This window comes from Citrobacter sp. MGH105 (assembly GCF_001037485.2).
Taxonomy (GTDB): domain Bacteria; phylum Pseudomonadota; class Gammaproteobacteria; order Enterobacterales; family Enterobacteriaceae; genus Citrobacter; species Citrobacter portucalensis.
In genome coordinates this window covers 1069937-1096038 of the sequence record NZ_CP073048.1, presented here as the reverse complement: position 1 = coordinate 1096038, position 26102 = coordinate 1069937, and the positions used below count along the sequence as shown (strand labels likewise).

Genomic DNA, 26102 nt, shown 5'->3' with positions numbered 1-26102 from the left:
TCTTATTAGCCACTTTGATGGGCGAATTGCGCCAGTTGATGTTCACACAGGAAACGAAACGTATTGCCAGGAAATACCATTGGCAAACGCAGACGACAAACCGATGACGGATTGTTTATCTCGTCGTTCAGTAACTGCATCACCACACGATAAGTCCGTTGAGCAGGCTGGTATAACTCGCTTTGCCGGTACATTTCAGCCAGATAATAGTGCGCAGGCCAGTAGCCGGGTTCCTGATAAACCACCTGCTTGAACCAGGCGATGGCCTGCTGGGTCTGGTGTTGCCACATCATCGCCAGGCCGAGCAGCATTTTGGCCTCTGCCGACCACTCATCCTGGGCGAGGATCTGCTGTGCGTTTCCGGCTGTTTGAGAAAATTCACGCTGCTCGAGGGCAATAACGCCCTGGATCAAAAGCGCATCCTGATTACGGGGATCGTCACGTAACACACAGGCGATACACTTTTCAGCTTCAGAAAAACATTTTTCATCCAGGCTGGCGCGTGCTTTCTTCAGCCAGTCATTACTCTGCTGCGCCGTGGGCACCAGAGGAACCTGTTCAACCACCGCTCTCGACTGCGGAATGCGCACCGCAACTCTGGGGACAGGCACAACCCTTGCCGCTTCACGATGGTGGCAAAAATAGAAAATCCCCTCTTCCTGCTCCAGCTTCAGAATGTCGAAATTGTTAGCCAGCGTTTCCGCATTGCCAAAAAATAAGGCTCCCTGTGGTTGCAACATCTTCAGCAAATTACCGTGCAGCTCGCGACGCGTTGGCGTATCAAAATAGATGGACACATTGCGCAGCAAAATGATGTCCACTTCCGGCAGTAACTGTTCTTTTATAATGTTGGTGCGATGGAAGGAGACCTTCTCACGGATCTCATCATGCAGCCGGTAGAGGTTTCCCGAGCGGGTAAAGTAGCGTTGCTGAATACTCGGGTCGACGCCGCGAAACGAGTAGCTTGAATAGCAGGCGTTGCGGGCTTTTGCCAGGATTGCCGGGTCAATATCACAGCCGTAAATTTCGATGCGCTGGGCCATCCCGCCGAGGTATTTCTCATGCAGCTTGATCGCCAACGAGTAGGCTTCCTCTCCGGAAGAGCATCCGGCACTCAGAATACGCACCGGGCCGCTGCGCTGTTGCAACAGACGCGGGATCCATTTATCGCAGATTAAATCCAGCGTATCGCTTTCACGGAAAAAATAGGTTTCGTTAATCGTAATCAGCGTGATGAAACTATCAAACTCATTCTGCGAGCTACGCAGTTGTTCATAGTATTCATAGTAATCATTGATTTTTCGCTCGGCCATTCGCCGACCCAGCGCCGTTTTCAGCAATGCTTCCATGGCGTTATCGAAGTGCAAACCGACCCGTTCTTTGATCAGGCGAGCGTAATCAGGAAGATTAGGGATCATGGCAATTTACTCTCAACATGCCCGTGGCAAGCCATCGAAAGCAGTACCGCAGCAAGACCATCCAGGGGGATCGTGCGGTGTATCAGTTGCTTGTCGATCGCGTTCTTATTCATACCGAATACCACCGAACTTTCTTCGTCCTGCGCCAGCGTTGTTCCGCCACGGCGGACAATAAGCTCAATGCCGCGGCAGCCATCGCTGCCCATGCCGGTCATAATCAGTCCGACGGCTTTTTCGCGAAACACCTCAGCCACCGACTCCAGCAACAGGTTGCAACTGGGATGGTAAACGTCGCTTTCCTGTCTTGGGATCGCCGCTAAACGCTGGTTGCTTTTGACGATCAGGTGCTGCTCCGGCGGCAATATATACACATACCCCGCTTCCACCCGATCGTCCTCCTGCGCCAGTCGCACCTTCAGATCGGTCACGCTATCCAGCCAATGCACCATATTTTTCGCGAAGCCATCGGCAATATGTTGGGCAATAAGTACCGGGCACGGGAACGTACCGGGCAGCTTCTGTAACAGTTTACTGAGCGCCTGCGGCCCGCCCGTCGAGCAGGCAATCGCCAGCACAAAAGGCCAGTCCTGTGGCGTTTTTACAACGTCTATCATCGGTCGTGCAGTGGGGATTACCGGTTCGCCTGGATAGCGTAATCCCTTGATATGTCGAATGACTTTCACACCGACCAATAATTCTACTTTACGATGCAAAGCATCCGTTGAGAGTGGTGAATCACTGCTATGGTGCAACACCGCCAACGCACCACGGGAAATGTAGTCATCATCCCATTGATTCTCTGGACAAAATCTCATGACAAGGATCGGGATTGCGCTGGTTGCCATGATCGTTTCCACGATTTCGACGTTATCGGCGCCCGAAATATCCAGCGTCAGAATCAGCAGGTCAGGCATCAGCTGTTGCAACAGTCGGATCGCCTGCCTGCGATGGGCTGCTTGCCCTACCACCTTAATGTGCGGGTGATCCTCCAGTTGCCTGACCAGCTCATTACGCGATGCGCTGCCCAGGTCGAGGATCAGCACCCGAATGTTGCTGCTATTCATGCATCTGTTTCCGTCAGTGTGAATGAGGACGAAGCCTCTTTCAGCGCTTTCGACAGTTGTGTCATATCCTGACTGACAACCAGAATGTCTTTGATAGATTGCGAGGTATAGTTACTGGCAACAACTATCTCACGCAGCGCCATGACCACCTGATTACTCGCCGTTTTCTGTTGCTGTGTTGAAAGCGATATTTGCAGCGCAGCCGTAGAGGTTTGCTCGGCCGTAACAACGATATCGTTCAGATGCTCGGCACTGACTTTACAGGCTATTGCGCCCGCTTTAATGCTCTCGCCGCCTTTTTCCGCGTTCAGCACCAGACGATTAATCGCGTTTTGGATCTCGCTGATCTTATTTTCAATTTCAACCGTCGATTCCGTCACCGAATCCGCCAGACGGCGGATTTCAGCCGCCACAACCGAGAAACGCTTACCGGCTTCCCCGGCGCTGGCAGCTTCGAGCGCTGCGTTAAAGGCGATAAGTTTCGTCTGATCCGCGACGCTGTTAATGATCACCATCACGCGACTGATTTCCGTCGACTTACTACCGAGCATCATGATTTCACGCATGTTTTGCTGATTGTCGGTATCAATATCCGTCATACGCATCAGCAATTGCGACATCGACTCGGAGCCTTTATTGCAATCCTCGAGCGTCTGGTTGGCAATATCCACAACCGCCCGTGAGTGTTCGGCTATCTGTGTCGATGAGGCAGACAGCTCTTCCATGGTGGAGGTAATTTCAGCTACTGAAGATGAGGTTTCCACGCTGGTTGATGCCTGCCCATCGACCGCTTCGGTAATATGCAAAGATGCCTGATGTACCGAATTTGCATGAGAAACCATACCGCCTACCAACGAGTGCAGACGCTGACGCATCATCTCCACCGCACTCAGCAGTTCGCCGATCTCATCGTGGTGATCAACCTGAACATCCACCGTTAAGTCGCCTTCGGCAATGGTTTGTGCAATCCCCAGGACACGGTTTAAGCGCCGGGAAATCAGGAAACGGCTGGCCACAGCAATCAGCAGTAAAATGATGGGCAGCAGCAGCGCGGTGAACAGCAGCAGACCGTTACGCACCAGATTGCTGCTCTTGGCGACATCATCAACATAGTTGGTGGTGGCGATTATCCAGTTAATCCCTTCAACGTATTCATAAACGGCAACTTTGGTCTTCGGCAATGCGCCATAACCGCTCACCCAGTTGTAGTAAGTGATGCCATTCTTGTGTTCGAGCATGTCGGCAAACAGCTTAAAACCATTAGCATCGGTAATATTAATTGCCTGCTGGTTGCTCAACGAGGGATGGACCAGCATACGACCTGGTTCAAATCCGGCATCCAGCACATAGGCGTAGCCATCTTTACCAATATGCACATTCAACAAACGCTGAATGATTGGTTGCAAACTCTGTTTGACGTCGAAACCCACCGCGACGGCCCCCACGACCTGACCATATTTGTCGGCAATCGGTTCGTAGTGACTAATAAACTGTTTACCGAACAGTGTGACCACACCGGAAAAAGGTTTATTTTTCAAAAGCAGCGGCAATGCCGGATTATCATGCCCTAGCGCTGTTGCTGTTGCCGTATTGCCTGAACTCGCCAGTAACGTACTGCTGACACGCACAAATTGCTCGCCTTGCAGAATAAACGTACTGGCAAATACGCTGGTTAACTCGGTGAAATGTGAGTTAGTATTTGGGTTGCTCAGCACCGTTTTTAATTCAGTAGAGTCCATATAACGCAGCGGTTTATTGGCAACGTTTTGATAATTATTAATATAAACATTGCTGTAATGTTCCGCATCGCGAGTCACGCGCTGAAACTCGTTAGAAATACTGTTGTGGAATATCCGCGTGTTGGTTTTAATCATCTCCAGCGCATTGACCTGCAATTCTCTGGAAAGATAAGACGATAATATAAAAGAGGCGCCAATCAGCAACGTTGCGATACAAACAACCAAAATCATACCGAGCTTCATCGCCACACCGGGATGGATGTTGTGCAGCCAGGACAATAGTCGAGCGCGCGGTCCCTCACTGGTGGTATTCGCCGTTCGATTTTTTACTTTAATAATGTCACTCATGATTTTTATTCTCTACCTGAGAAGAAATTACTCTTTTTTTTGGTCATCAGGAGCTAGCGCCCTGTGATTCGAGTGTGAACAGCGGCGTAGGTTTGCCAATGTGATATCCCTGTAACCAGCCCACATTCATTTTTTCCAGACAGGCCTGAATAGTGGCGTTCTCGACAAATTCAGCGACCACCTGCATTTTTTTCATTTCAGCAACGCGGCAGAATGACTCAACGATGTAGTAACTAATTTCACTTTCGGTGATCCGTCGAATAAAAGAGCCATCTATTTTCAGGATATCTGCTTCGATATTCATCAAGCGCGCATGACTCGCAAACCCGGTGCCAAAGTCATCAATTGCCACCCGACATCCCAGCTGACGTATTAAACGTAGCGTTTCCACGGTTTGTTCTTTGTCTGATAACGTATCTGCTTCCGTTATTTCAAAAATAATCCGCTGTGGCTCCACCGCGTAGTCGTGCAGGAGTTGGGTGATCTTCGTAACAATATTTGAACGACACACCGTTACTGGTGCCAGGTTAATAGAAAAACAACGCTGCGGGTGGCTACGCATAAATTTGAGGGTGTTTTCGATAACCCAGAGATCGATATCCGGTGCCAGCCCCGCATCATGAGCAACCGGCAGGAAACTGTTCGGTGGAATAAATTCTCCCCGTTCGTTAAGCATACGGATCAATATTTCATGATACGGCGCTTCACCGTGGGTACTGACTATTGGCTGTGCCATCAGGACAAACGCATTGTTATCCAGCGCATTTTGCAGCGCAGTGCGAATTTCCGTTTTATCAACAATGTGGTTGCCAAGGATCCGGCTATGCTGCGCCTCAAGGTTTTCCGGCCTGCCGTTGGTGAGAGATAAACCCGCCACCATGCCCAGTTTCCCCACCAGCTGATAAATATCATCACTCAGATCGTTAATCAGGCAATAGCCCAAACCACTGCGAAAACCCAACCGATGGTTGTTGTAAAAGAGACGAAAACTGTTGGCGGCCTGATACAGATCGCATAGCCGCTCCCAGGTGCCATTTTCCAGCCGGATGAGCAGATCATAACCCGCGTGGTAATAGACTTTCTCGCTTTTCACCAGATGTCTGCGCAAATGCTCAGCAAGGATCTTCTGGTAGCGGGCGCGGAAATGAAAACCATAGCGACGCGAAAAAAGCTCCAGCTCGGGGATCTGTATCAGACATACGGTCGCACGTTCAGTGGTAAATAGCTCCGTCTTCAGCGCCCGTAAATTTGCCATGCCTGTCATCGGGTCAGTCAGCCCCAGCAGCAGCGCTTGGTTAAAACGCTGACGGGTAAATTTTGCCAGTACCCCCATGATCACAATGGTGAGTGAAAAGACAAAGATCAACGTCGAAACCAGCGCCTGATGCAGCATGAAGTTAACATTGCTGGCGATATAGCTGTCGTTATGTTTGCCTAAGATGATTAATACGATCGTCCACACCAGCATTGTGAACAAGTGGCCAATCTTGATTGCTCCCCACAGCATCAACGGAAATAACAGGATCAGGCTATAGATAGAGAAAAAAACATCCAAATTATCCGGTGATGTTAAGAAGAACATCAGAAAAAACAGCAAGATGCACCAGGATATAACGCCGTAGACGCCAACATTGCCTTTACACTGTTCGGCAATGGCCCGCAGAAAGGTCAGCAGGAAAGACGGTCGACGAATGATGCGGTAAATCTTGTAAAATAAAGGGATCCCCGTCAGGCAACCGTTGATGATCCCCTGAATACGTACCAGCATGCCCAGACTCAACGCCGGAATGTTATCCACATCGGGGCGTTGTCCGTGGGCGACAAACATTGCAAAGAGTTTGCTGAACACCAGATACAGCAGGACGTTGTAGCCACAAAGCCAGAGCAGACGATTAAAGCTAATTTTGATGCGACCAAAGCTAACGCAGCTGCGTCTGCCGGTGAATTTGCGGTACGCGGCATAACTTAAGGTCGACGCGATGATCAGGCACAACGCATCTACCCGTTCATTTTGCGGACCGACCACAAACATGACCGTCAGGAACAGAAGAAATCCCGGCAACACCCGAAAACCAAACAAGACCAATGCGGCAGAAAATACGGCTAGCTTGAGATCGTAAACTGTTAAAATAGTATTATTGAGAATGCTATAACCGTTAAGATATTGTGCCAGCGGGTAAAAAAGGCCAGGTAAGACAAGTGGCAGGCACCATTCCCGAATGTTTTTTATCGTGTTTGAATTTATTATTGCGTCCAAATCAATTTATCCGCTATGCACTATACCAATAGGACTTTAATCCAGACTCGAATGTCACAAACAAATCCTTTTGGGTCAGCCGATGAACCATAGCAAAATTGTCAACATTGACCGCGCACTGAGAAAATAAAATAAGGTTCTATAATGAAGAGAGCATATTATTCATATCAAATAAGGAAATAAATACCCATTTATAGACAAAAATGGACATCCGGCGGGGATGAAATCACTAAAACGCTTGTCAGAAAAACAGCTAATTCATTGATGTTTATTAAAAAACAAAAAAGCCTTTGTCAGTTTCCCAACACCTCCAACCAGTACGTATAAAAAACCTTCTCAGGCGCCATGAATGTCAACATTAATATCCTGAAAGGGGCATTCAGAAAATGTATTTTTATGTACACTTTTGCCTATTGACGAAAAGAGCTGCGTTATCTATATTCGCATACCGTTATTTTTGTCATTACTCACCATGGTTCAATGTTAGTTATTTGTTACGTCATTACGTTTCACATCTTTCATCTACTTATTTGCAACAATAATATTCCATCAAGTAATAACAGAAATTAATTTTAGCACCGAATAATCTTTTCAGGAATTAACATAATCCGTGGCAAAGTCTCTGTTTTCCCTTAAAGCAATAAAAGGGTGGCAACATTCAATCACTGGCAAAATAACGCAATTCTTGCTGGCGGGTATCGTTATTGCGTTTAGTGCTGGCGCGTTTACCAACTGGAGCCTGATAGATAACTTTTCTTATCAGCAGTGGGTGCAACGGGCTGAGGCGAATGCACAGATTATGACCTACATCATCCGCAACGTGTATACCACCGTTTCGGTCGAAACCAGCGATGCAGGGCAGATATCCCGCATTGTCTCCGACAGACAGATTGGTGACACCGACTCTATTATGCAAACCGGTTATAACCCGGTTGACGTTCTGGCACTGGCTTCAGTACAGACCCATAGCCCTACATGGTTGTTTCTGTATACGCCGGAGAAAGGGTTTGTTGGCATCAACAACAAGTCAGAAGAGGGTGATGGGATCATCTCTTTCCCCGGTCGTCTGCCGCGCGATGTGCTGGGTAACTACTATGTTGGCTTCGCCCAGATTAATGGCGAAGAGTGCTTTATCAGCGCCGTCCCTATTCTGACGCCTTCAGGTGAGATCCTCGGTAGCCTGATAAGCAGCATCGGTAAAAAAAGCGATCTGTACGCCACCTACGATGCGATGCTGAAAAAGAGCAGTATCATTTTTGTCCTGATTTTGCTGGTAACGCTGGCGCTGGTCACGATATTTATGCGCCGTTTATTCCGTCCGGTTCCGCTGCTAATTAACTCCCTTACCCGCATCGCCCATGAAGAGACGGACTGTATAACGCCCTATCTCGATCAGGACGATGAGATTGGACATCTGGCCGGGGCGATTGAAAAATTGCGCGTCGCCATGAAAGAACGCGGCTATCTGCAACGTATGCATGAAATGTCGCAAAAGATGGAGCATATGGCCCATCATGATTCGCTGACCGGATTGCCCAACCGCGTATCGTTTGGTCTGGCTTTAGATAAGCGCGTCAGTGAACTTCATCAGGAGGACAGAGCGTTCAACCTGCTGTTGATTGACCTCGACAACTTCAAGCCGGTGAACGACACCTTTGGCCATAAAGCGGGCGATGAACTGTTAATCAGCGTTGCCCAGCGCCTGCAGCTCTTGCTGGGACCCAACGATATCGTGGCGCGTCTGGGCGGTGATGAATTCGCCATTTTGCAACATGTCGATGACAACGCCATCAAAGAAGCACATCGCCTGGCGAAGCGAATCATCCGCGCGCTGAGCACCCCATTTACCTGGAGCACGCATACTTTTTCCATCAGCTGCAGCATCGGTATTACCACCGCGCCCAGGCAGGGCAATAATAGCTCTACGCTCATGATTAATGCCGACCTTGCCATGTACGCGTCTAAACATCACGGCCGGGGTTGCTTCCATTTCTTCGAAGACGGCATGGTGATGATGCAAACTCACAGCCTGTTTATTAATCAGGAAATTATCGATGGTATTGATAACAAGGAGTTCGAACTTCATTACCAGCCAATCATCAATCTGGAAGATGAAAGCGTGTATGGCTACGAATCACTGATCCGCTGGAATCATCCAACTAAAGGACTGATTTACCCTGATTATTTTATCAACATTGCCGAGAACTCCGGTCTGATCGTGCGTTTGGGCGAATGGATTATTCGTCAGTCCTGTGAAGCCGCTGCCAAATGGCCGGAACGTATCAGGGTAGCCGTCAATATATCGGCCTACCAGCTGCACAGCCCAGGACTGGTTGACGTGATCAAAGATGCGTTACGCATCAGTCAACTTTCAGCCGAACGTCTTGAAATAGAAATTACCGAATCCGAAAAGCTGGATAAGTCGATTGCCTTACCCGTGCTGCAAGAGATCCGCTCTCTGGGCATTGAAATTGCGATGGATGATTTAGGCACCGGCTACGCGGCACTGGATTATCTGCTGATCTATCCTTTCACTCGCATCAAGATAGCGCGCACGCTGGTCGATAAACTGCAGCAGGATAATGCCAGTCAGTATTTGATTGTGATGCTGATTCAGTTTGCCCATAAGTACAATATGTCGGTCACCGCTGAAGGGGTAGAAACCGCGCAGCAACGCGACATTCTGCGCGACATTGAGTGCCAGAATGTTCAGGGCTATTTCTTTAGCTATCCGCTGCGCGAGCGTGAAGTGCTTTCCGCATTTACTAAAGAGGCCATTGAAGAAGGACTGTGCAATGTCTGACTTCTTTCGCCCGGTAAAGCGCATGCTGACGATTTTTGCCCTGTTAATAGTTTCAGCAACGCCATGCTTAGCAGGCTCTGCCCTGCCGTTGCACACGCTGGAGCAGATCGCCAGCAAGAAAAGCATTACCCTTGGTTATCAGGATGATGCGTTTCCTTTCTCCTGGCAGAATGGCAACGTACCAGCCGGCTATTCCATTGATATTTGCAACAGTATCGTCAGCGCACTCAAGACAAAACTTCAGCTTAAAAATCTGAAGGTCGAGTGGGTAAAAGCTAACTCGGCATCGCAATTTGTCCTGATTAAAAATCACATGGCAGATATCATGTGTATCCCGGCCTTTTATTCGAAAAGTCGCCACAGCGTTAGCGAGTTCTCGCTGCCGTTTTATTTTTCAAGTACCCGTTTCGTCATGCGTAAAAATGAGAGCAACGACAATCTGACAGAACTTTCTGGACATAGCGTACTGGTAAAAAGCGGCACGATTTACGTTGAACAGTTGCAAAAAGTGAATACTGCCAATGACCTGGATATTAATATTCAACTCGATACCAACAATATTACCGCATTCAATGAACTGAAGAGTGGTGAGTATTCTGCACTGATCTCCAGTACGGTTCTACTCAAAGGGATGATCGCGCAAACACAAAATCCTGAAGACTATAAACTTTCCGATATTGCGCTCAGCGCCCCGTTGCCGGCCGGCTTGTTACTCCCGTTACACGATAAAGAATTTAAAGAATTTGTTGATGACACGCTCTCTTCCCTGATGACCAGCAACGAATTTACTGCGCTGTACAATAAATGGTTTCAGTCACCGATTCCGCCGAAGGCCATTAATTTAAAGATTCCCATGTCAGATAACCTGAAAGCATTAACGTCTGCTAAAAAGAAGATCAGTTTTGATTATGAAAAATATAATTAATCGTGAGATGACAAGGGTGAAGCGTACGACGCAATGGCTGTTTTTACTGGCAGGCATCGGTATCACCCCCGCGCTGATGGCGCAACAGAACGCTGCGACACTCGATCATATTCAGAGTAGCAGCGTGCTCAACGTGGGTTACCGCCAGCTGCCGCCGTTTTCTTTTACTGACCACAATGGCAAAGTCACGGGTTATACCATTGCGGTATGCAACATGATTGCCGATAAATTGCGCCAGTATCTGAAGCTCAACAATTTAACCATTCATTACATTCCCGTGAATTTTGCCGAACGTTTCTCCGCATTAAACTCGCGTAAAATAGATATGGACTGTGGCGTAAATACCAATGCGCCGGAGCGGACCGCCAGCGTGTCGTTTTCTGAAAACTATTACACCGCAAAAATGCGCATCATCTCTTTACGTAAAAATAATATACGGTCAATTTCCGATCTTAAAGGTCGCACGGTGAGTCTGACCGGAAGTTCAAAAGATTTGCTGGAATTTAATAAAGCCAACAGAGAGCAACATCTTAATATTTCAACGATTACCAGCACCACCATTAAGGGCGCATTTGAGAAGATGGCGCATAATGAATCCGCCGCTTTCTTTATTGATGATATTCTGGCCTGGCCGCTAATTAATCATAGCGAGCAACCTGAACTGTTCAGCGTCTCTTCTGAGAGCATCGGTAATGATATGCACTATGCCATTATGATGAGGAAAAACGATCAGCAGTTTGTGACGTTTGTTGACAGTACGCTGAAAGATTTTTTTGCCTCGCCGGCCAACGTGCAATTACGTAAAAAGTGGTTGTCTCCCTGGTCCTGCGAAAAGCTGAAAAACCCGTCACCGGGCAGTTGTCAGCATAGCCATTGAACATTATCCGCCGCTGCTTACGCCACCGCCTGCTGCGCCTGTGGAAAATCCCCGGGGCGCTGCTGCTATTGCTGTCAGTCCATTCGCTGCGCGCGGCCTGGGATTTTGCCAATATTCAACAAAAATCCGATGCGCTTTATGGCCCGGCAACGCCAGAAGCGCAGCAACGGATCCACGCCTGGCAACAGCTTCTGCTCCAGTTGCGTAATGCTGACGAGCAAACGCAATTACGCGCTGTAAATCAATTTTTTAACGATAAGATCCGCTATACCGAAGACATTGATGTCTGGCATAACGTCGATTACTGGGCAACCCCTATCGAGTCGCTGCGCAAGGGTGAGGCAGATTGTGAAGACTACGCGATCGCCAAATATTTCACCCTCCGCCAGTTGGGAGTATCAGAAGACAAACTTCGCATCACCTATGTTAAAGCCCTGCGTTTAAACCGCGCACACATGGTGCTGACCTGGTACGCCACCCCTGAGGCGATTCCTCTGGTACTCGACAGTCTGACCAGCACTATTTCTCCTGCGACGCAGCGCATGGATCTATTACCCGTCTACTCCTTTAACAACACCGGCCTTTGGCTTCCCGGCAATCAAAACAATAAACGCGTTGGGGACAGCAAGAGGCTTTCTCGCTGGCAGCAAGTTTTCACCAAAATGCGGGAAGAAGGCTTCCCGATGGATAAATAGGAATCGCCCGTGTCTCTTTTTAAACAGTTACTTCTGGCAATCTCTCTCTTTATGATGGTTGTGTTCAGCGGCAATTTTATTGTGACGCTGGAGAGTTCTCGCAATCAGTCCAATAACCAACTCCTTTCACATGCCCAGGATGCCGCAACGGCGCTAGGCGTTTCGCTAACGCCCAACGTCAACGACCCGGCAATGATCGAGCTGATGGTCAGTTCCATTTTCGATAGTGGTTACTACAAAAAAATCCGCATTGTCGATCTGGCGAACGGCAAAATAATGCTTGAGCGCAGTGCGGCAGCGTCAATTCCCAACGTCCCGGCCTGGTTCGTCGATCTGGTGGATGTTACCCCGCAAACCGGTGAAGCAACGATTATGCGCGGCTGGCAGCAGGCAGCTCGCGTGGAAGTGACCAGCGATCCTATCTTTGCCGTGCAGCGTCTGTGGGACAATACCTTAGGCAACCTGCTGTGGATGCTGTCCTGTAGCCTCGCCAGCTTAATCGCCGGTATTCTGCTGCTGCGCAAACTGCTGCGCCCACTCAATTACATGGCAAAACAATCCGAAGCTATTACTCGTCGCGAGTTTCTGACGCTCCACGAGTTACCCAAAACGCCGGAATTACGCCGCGTTGTAGGCGCCATGAATTTAATGGCCGCGAAGCTTAAATCGTTATTTGAAGAACAAGCTATCTACAGCGAACGCCTGCATAATGAAGCTTATCTCGACAGCCAAACCGGAATTGCCAATCGCCGGGCTTTCGATATGCAGCTCCAGGCGCGGCTAAGCGATGCCGATACCGCACCGGGATATCTGATGCTGGTCCGCGTTCAGGATTTAGGCGGTCTGAATCAGCGCTTTGGCGGACCGCATACTGATAAGCTGTTGCTCAACATCGCCAACCTGCTGAACGCGCACAGAGAAAAGTATGCCCCTCTCGACAGCACGCTTGCCCGCATTCGCGGCGGTGAGTTCGCCCTACTCTGCCCTGGCGTCACACATGGTGAGATGTTGGATTTGTGCAATTCGCTGTGCCAAAAACTGACAGCCTTTTACGCCACCGGAATGTCAGACCAACAGCCGGTGGCCTATACCAGCATGGTGCCGTTTAACGCCGGAGATAATGCTCAATCATTGCTGATCCAGGCCGATCGCCTGCTGGTTGAAGCGGAAACACACACCGACCATCAGGTGGTTCCCACCACTGAAGTTCCTGCGAGTACAGAAGATCAGCATTTGTGGTTTGTGCGTCTGGAGCATGCACTGGAAAATCAGCAGTTCCAGCTGGTTTATCAGCCGGTAGTCGATTGCCGCCAGCCGGACAAAATCCTGCATTACAAGGTGCTGTCGCGCATTTTTGATGAGCAGGGTAACGCCATTACCGCGGGACGGTTCCTGCCCTGGATCCACCGCTTTGGCTGGAGTCATCGCCTCGATAAAGCCATGTTGAAACTGACATTGAACCAGTTGAAAACCGCGCCCGGAAAATTGGCGTTGAGTATCTCCGGCAGTTCTGTCGCCAGTGCGGCCGCCACTGCTGAGCTACTCACCCCGCTGCGCTATTCACCGAAATTAGCCAGTCAGTTGATTCTGGAACTGGATGAAAATCAGTTACCCGGTCCCCATCAGATGGCGGCATTTGTTAAAACCGTCGGTCAGCATCGCTGCTCGCTGGGTCTGCAACACTTCGGCAGCCGTTTCGATATGATTGGTCATCTGTCGCAGTGGGGACTGGCTTATCTGAAAATCGACAGCAGCTATATCCGCAATATTAATGAAGAAAACGATAAACGGTTATTTATTGAAGTGTTATCCAACGCCACGCGCAGTATTGATTTGCCGCTCATTGCTGAACGTGTTGAAACGAAAGGTGAGCTTATGGTGCTGCAAGAATTAGGGATTGATGGTGCAATGGGGCAATTATTAGGTGAGCCCGCGCCATTGTGATAAAACTGGCGTCTTGATACGCCTTTGTATAGCCGGATGGCGCTGCGCTTATCCGGCCTACAAACTGCCTGCATCAGCTAAAATATACGTTCATCGTTACCAAGCAGCTGTTCTAACCCGCCAAGTTCCTGGCGCGCGTTTGCGCGATTCATTAATTTAACCTGCGCCATCGGCGGAAGATCGGTAATGGCAATCACGCCCTTACGAATCAACAGGTTAATCAGGTCGTCGAGCACGCGAACCATCTCCAGGTCGCTTTTTTGCAGCATCGCTAAAGCCTGCTGATTGTCATTTTCAGGACTTTTTGCCACGCCTTCTGCCTGCACGTTTGCAGCAGATGAATCAGAATTCATATCAGTGCCTTTTCATTTTGCACGATGCTGCTGCCCTGTTTACACAGGGCAGCAGGCAATCGTTAGTGAGTGTGGTTTTGATCGGGTTTAGCAATCAGGTGATCCAACGAGTAGGTCGGAGAATGCAGATCGCCGCTTGTCGGAGTCGACAGCGCAGTATCAATGCCATGCGCCACTTTCGCCGGACTGGCGATCAGGTGATGATCGCCGCCGCTTTGAATGTACTTCGCAATATCCACGCCTTCATGCAGTTCACGGGCCAGATCGCTGAGATCGACTTTTTCAAGCACCCCCTTCGCCTTATCGTCAGCGCTGAGTACCGCTGTCGTCTGGCCGTGTCCGGTCGCAGCTGGTGCGTAAGACAGAGATAATGCGTTGTCATCGAACAGGTTGTGCAGCGCATGTTGCATCGCAGCATGATTTCCTTTATCCACCGTATGCCCTTTCACTGGCGCGGGATCGTCCATCGTCACGTTCAGCGTTTGGGTATAAGGCGTAATATTGCCGTGGTTATCATTCGCCTCAACCAATACGTTCACCCGGTTATGACCTGCCCGGAATGCGGAAGTCTCAACCTCAATATCATAGGTCAACCCATTATTGCCCTGATGAAGAATGGCATCGTACTGATGACCATTTACCAGCGCTTTAATATGATCGCCATCATTCACATCACCGCTCACGCTGCCGGTAATATGCGTGACGGTGTCCTGTGATTCCGCACGTGAAATATGGTTATCCCCGGTAACCTTATCGACGATAAGCGTGGCGTCTGCCTGCTGATCAACCGAATAGCTGTGGGAAGTTGTCTGTGAATATGGGTTGCCCGGCGTATCATGACCTTTAACCTCAACCGAAAATGTGGTGTTCACTTCCATGATATGACTGTCCACATCTACGTGATAAACCCGATCGCCATTGCTCAACGTGTCTACCGAACCGCTAAATTCCTGACCGCCAATTTTTAATTTGATCGAATCCCACACATCCACATCACCGCCAAGAGGCCCGGTTACCCTCACCGTCGCTCCCTGGAGTTCCTGATGATTCAGGACGTTATCATGGGTAACATTATCAATACCCATCGTTCCCACAGCGGTTCTGTCGATGGTAATGGTCTTATCGATATCGACCTTATCGCGGTTACCGGCGTCGTCATGGGCGATAACGTGAGCAAGGATCTTTTGATCGTGAATCAGGTCAATCGTACTAGCATCCACGCTAAATACCTTCTGACCACCGCTATTTTTCACATCAGCAACCAGATCTTTACCATTAACGGTGATGGTCACCTGATCGCCAACATCCACGTCCCCGGTCACATAACCGCTGATGGTGGTTTTCGCATGCTGAGTTTCCTCGTTATTCAGCACATCATCGACTGACACCTTATCCAGCACGATGCTGGCATCAACCTGCGTATCGATAGTGACCGTTTTGTCGTTTACGGCATGCATTGGGTTCAACGCCGAATCCTGCCCTTCTACGCTGACGTGAATATTCGGGTCATTTTGCAACCCGACCGTACTCACCATCGCTTTGTAGCCCAGTTGCCCGTTCATATGCGGCAGCTCAATGACACGCGTATGTACTGTGACGCCATCGACGAGAATGGCGACTTTATCACCGAGATGCACGTCGCCATCCACCGTACCACTCACCTCTACGCTTCCTGCTTTTACCTCATCGGCATTGATAACATCGTCACCACCAACGGTATTGATGGTAATGCTGCCGCTTGCCGTTTTATCAATCGAATAGCCCTGCGTGAAACTGGCTGGCTGTACATTGCCGTGATCGTCATATCCTAAGACTGTCGCGACAATAGCGTGATCGGCCAACAGGTCTTTGGTGTAGATATCAACGGAGTAGCGATGATTATTATCGACAGTCGCCGCATAAGGGTTTCCGTTAACCGTCAGAGTCACCTTATCGCCGGGGTGCACATCTCCGGATACCGACCCCGTTACTGTCATCTTAGGTTGCAGCGATTCCCGCGCGTTCAGCACATTGTCACCGGCAATGTTATCTATCGTCACGCCAGCATTAGCGCTCAGATCGACCACGACATTGCTGCTGGCAGAGGCACTCCCCAGGTTACCATGATCATCCGTCGCCAATACCGTCGCGACAATATGTGGATCATTGTGCAGATCGTTGATACTGACCTTCGTCGACCAGGCCTGGTGACCATGTTTATCATCATGCACGACTGCAGTTAGCGTATTGCCATTGACCTGCAGACTCACCACGCTGCCGTCATGGATCCCTTCACCGCTTACCGTGCCGCTGATGGTTGTTTTACCGCTTTGCGCCTCGGCAGCATTGATAACATCATCACCAGCAACCTTATCCATCGTTATCTGCAGCGGGTTATCCGTATCGACAGTGATGGTTTTCTGCACCGAATCTGTCGCTGTTCCCGCCTTGATGGAGACATCAAACGTTGGGTGCGCCTGCAGTTCATTCGTTGGCACATCCACTTCGTATGCCAGCTGTCCCGGCATCGTCGGGATAGTCATGACGTGCCCGGAGTACTGCACATAATTGATGGTAACAATCACTTCGTCCCCGGCCTGAACGTCGCCGGTGACCAGACCACGAATTGCTGTCGTTCCTTTTTGCGCTTCATCGTGGTTGAGAACGTCATCGCCCGCCACTTGATCAACGGTGAGATGCACGGTCGGTTGGTGAGGTTGTGTGGTTCCGGTGCCCGGTGTTGTCAGCGGGTTGTGCATACCATAAGGAGTGTTGGCTGGAATAGCGATATTGCCTAACCACGGAAGGTCAATAAACTTATGTTCTACCGCAGTTGCTGTATTGCCATGATCATCATGTGTGGTGATGGATACCGTGATATTACCGTCATCATGCCAGCCCCCTGAAACAACATTAAACGTGTAACCCAGCTTTCCATCCGGCAGAGTGATCACATTTGTTTGCAGTTGGCTACCGCCGACATCGACCGTAACCACATCGCCAGACTGTGCATCTGGAGCAACATGTCCCGTTACCGTGACGAATTCGGGGCGGCTTCCGGGATCCAAGGCTTGGTTGCCCTCGGAAACAGCAGAATCAATCGTTATCCCGGCATCAGCAACGGTATCAACCAGCACCGGCATATCATCGTACCCACGCGCGATGTTACCTGCGTCGTCTTTTGCCGTCACTTCAGCATGAATATTCGGATCCATGAGCAGATCTAAGGTCGAAACCTTTGTACTGAATACATGCTGACCGTTTTGATTTTCCACCCGCGCAAAATAGGTCTGATGGTTGATGGTCAGTTCAACCATATCACCGATTTTGACATCCCCGCCTACCGTCCCCGTAACCGTCGTTTGCTGCTTCAGGGCCTCGTCATGGTTAATCACCGCATCACCGCTATCGGTAACAATCGGATCAATATGCACAATCGCGTCAATCTTTTCATCAATGACCACGGTACTGTGCGCATCTGCCGTCGCGTTATTACCCGCCGCATCGGTAGTGGTGATTGTTGCAGTAATATGCGGATCGTTTTGCAGCCAATGCGTATCCACCTTGATGGAGTAACCCAACGTTCCCAGATTCGGCAGGTCCACCACTATAGCATCAACCATATGGCCACCAATATTCAGGTGCACCACATCATCAATTTTCGCATCGCCACCGACTGTACCACTGACAACTGTCGTCTTTTGCCCCAATTCAATCTTATTCAATACATCATCGCCCGTTACCGGATCGATAGTGATAGAGGCCTTCGCGTCAGCGTCCAGCGTAACGGTATGATGCGCTGTAATTTGTGCATGGTTCAGGGCATCGTCCGTGATATCCATGGTGACGTCGATATGCGGATCGGCAACCAGATCGGCCGTAGCAACGGGTACGTGGAAACCCATCTGATGATTGCCACGATCTTCCACCACCCCGGCATAGTTGTGGCCGTTGATGGTCATGGTGAATGAATCGCCCGGATGAACTTCACCGCTCACCGTACCGCTCACTATCGTATAGCCATGCATTTGCTCAGCGAGGTTCAGCGTATTATCCGGCGTCACGGCATCAATGGTTATCTGCGCATCGACACGGGTATCGATAATAACGGTGGTTTCTGCATTGGCCGTGGCTGGGTTGCCCGCACCATCGGTAGTGCTCACCGTCGCGGTTAAATGCGGATCGGAGATCAGATCTGCGGTGCTGACTTTAATGCTGTAGCCGAGAACCCCGCCCCCCACATCGTGCACTTTCCCTGTAAGAACGTGACCATTAACGGTGAGGTAAACGACGTCATTTACGTGAACATCCCCTGCCACTTTCCCGGTTATCCAGGTGAATGGCTGTTTTGATTCATCGCCATTGACCATGTTATCGCCAGTAACGGGATCGATCGTCAGCATTGCCTTAGCATGTAAATCAACCACCAGATCGTGCGATATCTCCGCTTTCTGGAAATTATGCACATTATCTTCGCCGACTACGCGGGCCACGATATGCGGGTCTTTGACCAGATCGCGGCTCAGAACGTCCAGCTTATATCCCAGCGCATTATTATGTTCCGGGAGTCGCTGAACAGTTGTGTCGTAAGTATGGCCGTTGACGATAACCTGAACTTTAGTCCCTACATGCACATCGCCCGAAACCGTCCCCATGATCTCTGTGAGGTGTTTCGCAGCTTCTGCGCCGTTCAGCTTGTCATCGCCCGCCACCGTATCAACGGTGATTTTAGCCGCGGCATGGTTATCAATATGTACATCATGGGTTGCGGTGGTAATGATCTCATTTTGCACCGCATCGTGGGAGATAATCGTGACGCTCACGGTCACGTTTTTATCCTGGGTGCCTTTGTTATCGCTGAACGCCGTTGATTTGACCGGGACCTGATAACCTAACTGACCGCCGCCAAGATCAATCACCTTGCCGTTAAACGTCTGGTGATTGATTTCTACGATCACCGCATCGCCAACCTGCGCATCACCATCCACCTTACCGCTGATGAGCTGCATCGGTGTATCCAACTCTAAGTGGTTGAGCGTGTTATCGTCAGTCACATGATCAATAGTCACAGTGCTGTGCGCCTGGGTATCCAGCGTAACGGTTCGATGCTCCACCGCCACTGCCTGATTGCCCGCAGCATCGTGGCTGACCAGCTTAACCATTACGTCGTTGCTGCCTTCCTGCAACACACCTGTTGGAACAAACACTTCGTAGCGCAGAACGCCGTGATCGTTAACTACCGTGCCGCTAAAGTCCTGATTATGTCCCTGTACGTGGATGGTCACCACATCGCCCACTTTGGCATCCAGGCCTTTCGCGATACCGCTAATCAGCGTCGGCATGCGGTTTTCAATGGCGTTCACCACATCATCCGATGCCACCACATCAGTCGTCACCACGTTTTTGGCAAAGTTATCAATATGAACTTTATGGCTATCGGTAGCGATGGCGAGGTTCCCCGCCGCGTCATGAGAGGTGACCGTGACGTGCACGTCGACATCCGTCAACACATGGACGCCATTGTTCGCAAAGGCCGATGAGTCCACATCAATGCGGTAACCCAGATGCCCGTTACCAAGGTCAATGACCTGGCTACCGTACTGATGGCCATTAACTTCCAGCTGAATGGGATCGCCGACCTTCGCATCTTCACCATCAACGATGCCGGTAATGCGCTGAGTCGCCGCGGACAGTTCCTGGTAATTGATAACATTGTCTGTAGCAATGTTATCCAGCGAGATGGTGTTTTGCGCATGAGTATCAAGAGTGATAATACGGTGCGACTCACTGGTCACTTCATTGCCCAGCGCGTCATGGCTGACTAGCGTCGCGACCACCGCGTTCTTTCCTTCATGCAAGGTTCCATGCGGCAGAACCACTTCATAGCGTAACTGACCGTTATCGTTGATCACCGTGCCGTTAAAGTCTTGCCCATGAACGCTTATTTTTACCGCATCGCCCACTTTGGCATCGCCACCGGCGACGATGCTAATAATCGTCGGCATCCGGTTTTCACTGGCGTTAACCACATTGTCCGTCGCCACTGCGTCAATCTTGATGGTGTTTTCCGCGTAGTTATCGATATGAACTTTATGGGAATCCGTCGCGATCGCCAGGTTACCCGCGGCGTCATGAGATGTCACCATCGCGGTAATTTTCACATTCGTCAGCACATGGCCGCTGTTATCGGCAAATGCAGAAGAGTCCACATCAATGCTATAACCCAGCTTACCGCGGCCAAAATCAACCACCTTACCGCTGTACTGATGGCCATTTATCTCCAGTAAGACAGGATCGTTGACCTTCGCATCCTCACCGCCAACAAAACCGGTAATGGTCTGTTTAGCCGCAAGTAGCTCTTGGTAATTCAATGTGTTATCGGCAGTGACATCATGTATACGGACAGTATTATGTGCCTGAGTGTCCAACGTGATGGCGTGATGCGCCAGAGTGGTCACTTCATTACCCACCGCATCGTGGCTGATCAGCGTCACCACCACCGCATTTTTACCTTCCTGCAGCGTACCGACCGGCACCGCCACTTCGTAGCGCAGTTCGCCATTTATGTTGACGACTTTGCCGGTAAAGTCTTGCCCCTGTACACTAACGGTCACCGGATCGTTGACGGACGCATCGCCGCCAACGGCACCGCTGATCAGCGTGGTCATGCGGTTTTCAATAGCATTCACCACATCCTCCGTCGCTACCGTGTCGATGCTGAGCTGGTTAGTGGCGAAGTTATCAATGTGTACGTCGTGGCTGCTGGTGGCGATCGCAGGTTGCCCGCTGCATCGTGGGAGGTGACGCTGACATGGACCGTCGCCTCTTTCAGCACATGACCGACGTTGTCAGAGAACGCCGCAGAATCCACCTCGATGCGATAACCGAGGGTATTTTTCCCGGTATCAATCACCTGGCCGTGATACTGGTGGCCGTTAATCTCCACCAGAACCGGGTCGCCCGCTTTCGCGTCTTCCCCGCGCACGTTTCCGGTAATCGTCTGCTTCGCCGCCGACAGCTCAGTAAAGTTCAGGGTGTTGTCGGCGGTGACATCATGAATATTGACGGTGTTATGCGCTTTAGTGTCCAGCACCACGGTACGGTGCGCCAGCGCGGTCACTTCGTTACCCACCGCATCGTGGCTGACCAGCGTCACCACCACCGCATTTTTACCTTCCTTCAGCGTGCCGACCGGCACCGCCACTTCGTAGCGCAGTTCGCCGTTATCATCGACCACCGTTCCGGTAAAATTCTGCCCCCGCACGCTGACGGTAACGGTATCCCCCGCTTTGGCATCGCCGCCTGCCACGCCGCTTATCAGCGTGGTCATGCGGTTTTCAATGGCGTTGACCACATTGTCGTTCGCGACGGTATCGATATGTACCGTGTTTTCCGCGAAATTGTCGACATGCACGCTGTGGGTGTCGGTGGCAATCGCCAGGTTGCCCGCCGCATCGTGGGAGGTGACGCTGACATGGACCGTCACCTCTTTCAGCACATGACCGACGTTGTCAGAAAACGCCGCAGAATCCACCTCGATGCGATAACCGAGGGTATTTTTCCCGGTATCAATCACCTGGCCGTGATACTGGTGGCCGTTAATCTCCACCAGCACCGGGTCGCCCGCTTTCGCGTCTTCCCCGCGCACGTTTCCGGTAATCACCTGCTTCGCCGCCGACAGCTCAGTAAAGTTCAGGGTGTTGTCGGCAGTGACATCATGAATATTGACGGTGTTATGTGCTTTAGTGTCCAGTACCACCGTGGTGTGCTGCACCGCCACCGCGGTGTTGCCTGCCGTATCCACCCCGGTCACTGTCACTTCTACATTGTTACTGCCTTCGGTCAGTACCGACGAGTCCACCGCCACTTCATAGCGCAGCGCCCCGTGTTCATCGGTCACCACCAGGCCGGTAAAGGTCCTGCCGTTCACCGCCACCGCAACGTTATCGCCCGGCTGCGCATCCCCGGTCACCGCCCCGCTGATCAGCGTCGGCATCCGCGACTCACTGCGGTTCACGACATTATCCCCTGCCACGGTATCAATGCTGATGGCGTTGGCCGCCTGGGTATCCAGTACCACCGTGGTGTGCTGCACCGCCACCGCGGTGTTGCCTGCCGTATCCACCCCGGTCACTGTCACTTCTACATTGTTACTGCCTTCGGTCAGTACCGACGAGTCCACCGCCACTTCATAGCGCAGCGCCCCGTGTTCATCGGTCACCACCAGGCCGGTAAAGGTCCTGCCGTTCACCGCCACCGCAACGTTATCGCCCGGCTGCGCATCCCCGGTCACCGCCCCGCTGATCAGCGTCGGCATCCGCGACTCACTGCGGTTCACGACATTATCCCCTGCCACGGTATCAATGCTGATGGCGTTGGCCGCCTGGGTGTCCAGTACCACCGTGGTGTGCTGCACCGCCACCGCGGTGTTGCCTGCCGTATCCACCCCGGTCACTGTCACTTCTACATTGTTACTGCCTTCGGTCAGTACCGACGAGTCCACCGCCACTTCATAGCGCAGCGCCCCGTGTTCATCAGTCACCACCAGGCCGGTAAAGGTCCTGCCGTTCACCGCCACCGCAACGTTATCGCCCGGCTGTGCATCCCCGGTCACGGCCCCGCTGATCAGCGTCGGCATCCGCGACTCACTGCGGTTCACGACATTATTCCCTGCCACGGTATCAATGCTGATGGCGTTGGCCGCCTGGGTATCCAGTACCACCGTGGTGTGCTGTACCGCCACCGCGGTGTTGCCTGCCGTATCCACCCCGGTCACTGTCACTTCTACATTGTTACTGCCTTCGGTCAGTACCGACGAGTCCACCGCCACTTCATAGCGCAGCGCCCCGTGTTCATCGGTCACCACCAGGCCGGTAAAGGTCCTGCCGTTCACCGCCACCGCAACGTTATCGCCCGGCTGCGCATCCCCGGTCACCGCCCCGCTGATCAGCGTCGGCATCCGCGACTCACTGCGGTTCACGACATTATCCCCTGCCACGGTATCAATGCTGATGGCGTTGGCCGCCTGGGTATCCAGTACCACCGTGGTGTGCTGCACCGCCACCGCGGTGTTGCCTGCCGTATCCACCCCGGTCACTGTCACTTCTACATTGTTACTGCCTTCGGTCAGTACCGACGAGTCCACCGCCACTTCATAGCGCAGCGCCCCGTGTTCATCGGTCACCACCAGGCCGGTAAAGGTCCTGCCGTTCACCGCCACCGCAACGTTATCGCCCGGCTGCGCATCCCCGGTCACCGCCCCGCTGATCAGCGTCGGCATCCGCGACTCACTGCGGTTCACGACATTATCCCCTGCCACGGTATCAATGCTGATGGCGTTGGCCGCCTGGGTATCCAGTACCACCGTGGTGTGCTGCACCGCCACCGCGGTGTTGCCTGCCGTATCCACCCCGGTCACTGTCACTTCTACATTGTTACTGCCTTCGGTCAGTACCGACGAGTCCACCGCCACTTCATAGCGCAGCGCCCCGTGTTCATCGGTCACCACCAGGCCGGTAAAGGTCCTGCCGTTCACCGCCACCGCAACGTTATCGCCCGGCTGCGCATCCCCGGTCACCGCCCCGCTGATCAGCGTCGGCATCCGCGACTCACTGCGGTTCACGACATTATCCCCTGCCACGGTATCAATGCTGATGGCGTTGGCCGCCTGGGTATCCAGTACCACCGTGGTGTGCTGCACCGCCACCGCGGTGTTGCCTGCCGTATCCACCCCGGTCACTGTCACTTCTACATTGTTACTGCCTTCGGTCAGTACCGACGAGTCCACCGCCACTTCATAGCGCAGCGCCCCGTGTTCATCGGTCACCACCAGGCCGGTAAAGGTCCTGCCGTTCACCGCCACCGCAACGTTATCGCCCGGCTGCGCATCCCCGGTCACCGCCCCGCTGATCAGCGTCGGCATCCGCGATTCACTGCGGTTCACGATATTATCCCCTGCCACGGTATCAATGCTGATGGCGTTGGCCGCCTGGGTATCAAGCACCACGGTGCGGTGCGTCACTGCAGTGGCTTCATTGCCTACCGCGTCATGGCTTACCAGCGTCACCTGCACATCGTTAGCCCCCTCTTTGAGAGTTGCGGAAGGCACAACGATTTCATAGCGTAGCTGGCCATGATCGTCGAAAACCGTGCCGTGAAACGCTTTGCCCTGAATGGTCAACGTAACCGGATCACCCGCTTTCGCATCACCGCTGGCAATGCCAGAAATAATGGTCGGCATACGAGACTCATTAGCGTTGACGACATCATCATTCGCCACCGTTTCAATGGTCACGGCATTTTGCGCATACAGGTCGTTATTGACGTGATGATCCGTGGAAACAATGGTGGTGTTTCCTGCGTCGTCAGTAGAAATTAATGTGGCGTGAATGTTCGGGTCATGCAGTAACCCCTGGGTCAGTACCGGGATGGTATAAGTCAGAGTCCCATTTCCGGGGTCGGTAACAACACCGGTATATTCTTTACCATCAACCAATAAAGTAACGATATCGCCGGGTTTAGTATCGCCGCCGACCGACCCGTGGATCAGGGTTTGCGGTTGACGCGACTCTTCGTAGTTAATGAGGTTATCCGGCGTGACGTTATCAACGGTAATGTCGATGTGTGGTCCGGTAATATCAATCAGCGCATGATCAAAACTTTCTGCCGTTCGTCCCGTCACATCGGTGGCTATTGCCACCACTGTTACATTTCCCGGGACCAGTCCCCCCAGATCGGTATCAATATTCCAGTGCCCGTTGCTCACCGGAACAGTAACGGTGAATGTGTTTTTTTGGCTATCGGTGAAGGTGAGTGTGATGTGATTTTGATTACTGGTGCCGCTTAAATGGGTCTGATGGAATTCGCTTTTGTTAATGAAACCGTCGTTGCCGGCAAACTCGGTAATTTGTACCTCAGGCGGGAAAACACTCGCGGAACCTGCGGTAACTCCCCCTATCGGCAGATTGATATCCCAGTTCGGGCTTCCCAGACCTTTAGTGTTAAAACCTGCTGTCGGATCAACCACCTGCCCGGTCAATTCAAGCTGAACCAGAGTGTGCCCCCCGCCGCCACCTTCTAATGTTGCCGGTGCTTCATTACCCGCCGCGGTGGCTTCCAGCACCTGCGTCGGGTCAGCGCCATCGGCAATGGCCTTTTGTGCGGCGGCAATATCCTGAGCACTACTTTCCGGATGATGGCTAACCTGTAGCCCGTGCTCACCCCAATGGCTATTACGGCCTATATCCAGCGTTTTTCCGTCTGGTAAAGAGATACTTACCGCGCCGCTGGCACCGGTCACAATTTCTTCACCGCTATATACCCTGTCGCCTTCATGAACCAGTCGTTGTGCACCATTGGCATCAACTACGTAAACCTGTCCAATAATTGCTTTGATCACACCGAGTAATTTGCTCACCGTAACCTCACTTAATTACCATCATTATTTTTATAAACTTGTTAATACATTAACGAACAAATATCACATTCAATTAATGTAAACATTAATATCTCAATGTAGAAAAAAACACATTTTATAGAATGCAATTACATGAGACTTGACTGGCAAATGAATATAATAAAAAATAACCAAAAATAAAACACGATGTGACAAAACATGTCGCTGAATAGCTGATTACAGCCATCAATTAAGACAATTCATATTTGTTAATTAATATAACGTGTTTGTAAAAATGGATGATA

Annotated in this window: 12 protein-coding genes; 5 read left to right on the top strand and 7 right to left on the bottom strand. The window is 51.2% G+C overall.

Features of this window, described 5'->3' with window-relative positions:
• Positions 1-5: 5 nt before the first annotated feature.
• Genes SK35_RS05170 through SK35_RS05155 form a run of 4 tightly spaced genes read right to left on the bottom strand, consistent with a single transcriptional unit; the run spans position 6 to position 6826 of the window.
• Positions 6-1418 (bottom strand): CheR family methyltransferase, encoded by a 1413-nt coding sequence (locus tag SK35_RS05170; protein WP_032944776.1) that lies wholly within the window; start codon positions 1416-1418, stop codon positions 6-8.
• Entirely contained in the window at positions 1415-2482 is a 1068-nt protein-coding gene (locus tag SK35_RS05165) for a chemotaxis protein CheB (protein ID WP_048215672.1), read from the bottom strand. Before SK35_RS05165 ends, SK35_RS05170 begins: the two co-directional genes overlap by 4 nt.
• A complete protein-coding gene (locus SK35_RS05160; protein WP_048215671.1) occupies positions 2479-4569 on the bottom strand; it encodes a methyl-accepting chemotaxis protein in 2091 nt (696 codons plus the stop codon). Before SK35_RS05160 ends, SK35_RS05165 begins: the two co-directional genes overlap by 4 nt.
• A 46-nt stretch (positions 4570-4615) precedes the next feature.
• Entirely contained in the window at positions 4616-6826 is a 2211-nt protein-coding gene (locus SK35_RS05155) for a sensor domain-containing phosphodiesterase (RefSeq protein ID WP_048215670.1), read from the bottom strand.
• Positions 6827-7436: 610 nt separating this feature from the next.
• On the opposite strand from SK35_RS05155, the gene SK35_RS05150 reads away from it, so the two are divergent.
• From SK35_RS05150 to SK35_RS05130, 5 genes are read left to right on the top strand one after another with little or no spacing between them, the layout of a single operon-like run.
• Positions 7437-9629 carry a putative bifunctional diguanylate cyclase/phosphodiesterase gene (locus SK35_RS05150; protein ID WP_048215669.1) on the top strand — a complete coding sequence of 731 codons (2193 nt, stop codon included), beginning with the start codon at positions 7437-7439 and terminating at the stop codon, positions 9627-9629.
• Positions 9630-9651: 22 nt separating this feature from the next.
• Positions 9652-10554, top strand: coding sequence for an amino acid ABC transporter substrate-binding protein (locus SK35_RS05145; protein ID WP_230320008.1), 903 nt, complete (start codon positions 9652-9654; stop codon positions 10552-10554).
• Positions 10538-11431, top strand: coding sequence for a transporter substrate-binding domain-containing protein (locus SK35_RS05140; protein WP_048215667.1), 894 nt, complete (start codon positions 10538-10540; stop codon positions 11429-11431). Before SK35_RS05145 ends, SK35_RS05140 begins: the two co-directional genes overlap by 17 nt.
• 2 nt (positions 11432-11433) lie before the next feature.
• The gene (gene lapG / locus SK35_RS05135) at positions 11434-12126 is read left to right on the top strand and encodes a cysteine protease LapG (RefSeq protein ID WP_071446384.1); all 693 of its coding nucleotides are present in this window, start codon (positions 11434-11436) and stop codon (positions 12124-12126) included.
• Positions 12127-12135: 9 nt separating this feature from the next.
• Positions 12136-14070, top strand: a complete 1935-nt coding sequence (locus SK35_RS05130; RefSeq protein WP_048215666.1) for a bifunctional diguanylate cyclase/phosphodiesterase — start codon at positions 12136-12138, stop codon at positions 14068-14070.
• 77 nt (positions 14071-14147) lie between these two features.
• On the opposite strand, the gene SK35_RS05125 is transcribed toward SK35_RS05130, so the two are convergent.
• The 3 genes from SK35_RS05125 to SK35_RS05115 all read right to left on the bottom strand — a co-directional run bounded on the left by SK35_RS05125 (position 14148) and on the right by SK35_RS05115 (position 25818).
• Positions 14148-14423 carry a hypothetical protein gene (locus tag SK35_RS05125; RefSeq protein WP_048215665.1) on the bottom strand — a complete coding sequence of 92 codons (276 nt, stop codon included), beginning with the start codon at positions 14421-14423 and terminating at the stop codon, positions 14148-14150.
• Positions 14424-14485: 62 nt separating this feature from the next.
• Positions 14486-21148, bottom strand: coding sequence for an Ig-like domain-containing protein (locus SK35_RS05120; protein WP_251365191.1), 6663 nt, complete (start codon positions 21146-21148; stop codon positions 14486-14488).
• A complete protein-coding gene (locus tag SK35_RS05115) occupies positions 21106-25818 on the bottom strand; it encodes a retention module-containing protein (RefSeq protein ID WP_251365184.1) in 4713 nt (1570 codons plus the stop codon). Before SK35_RS05115 ends, SK35_RS05120 begins: the two co-directional genes overlap by 43 nt.
• Between the last annotated feature and the right edge of the window lie 284 nt (positions 25819-26102).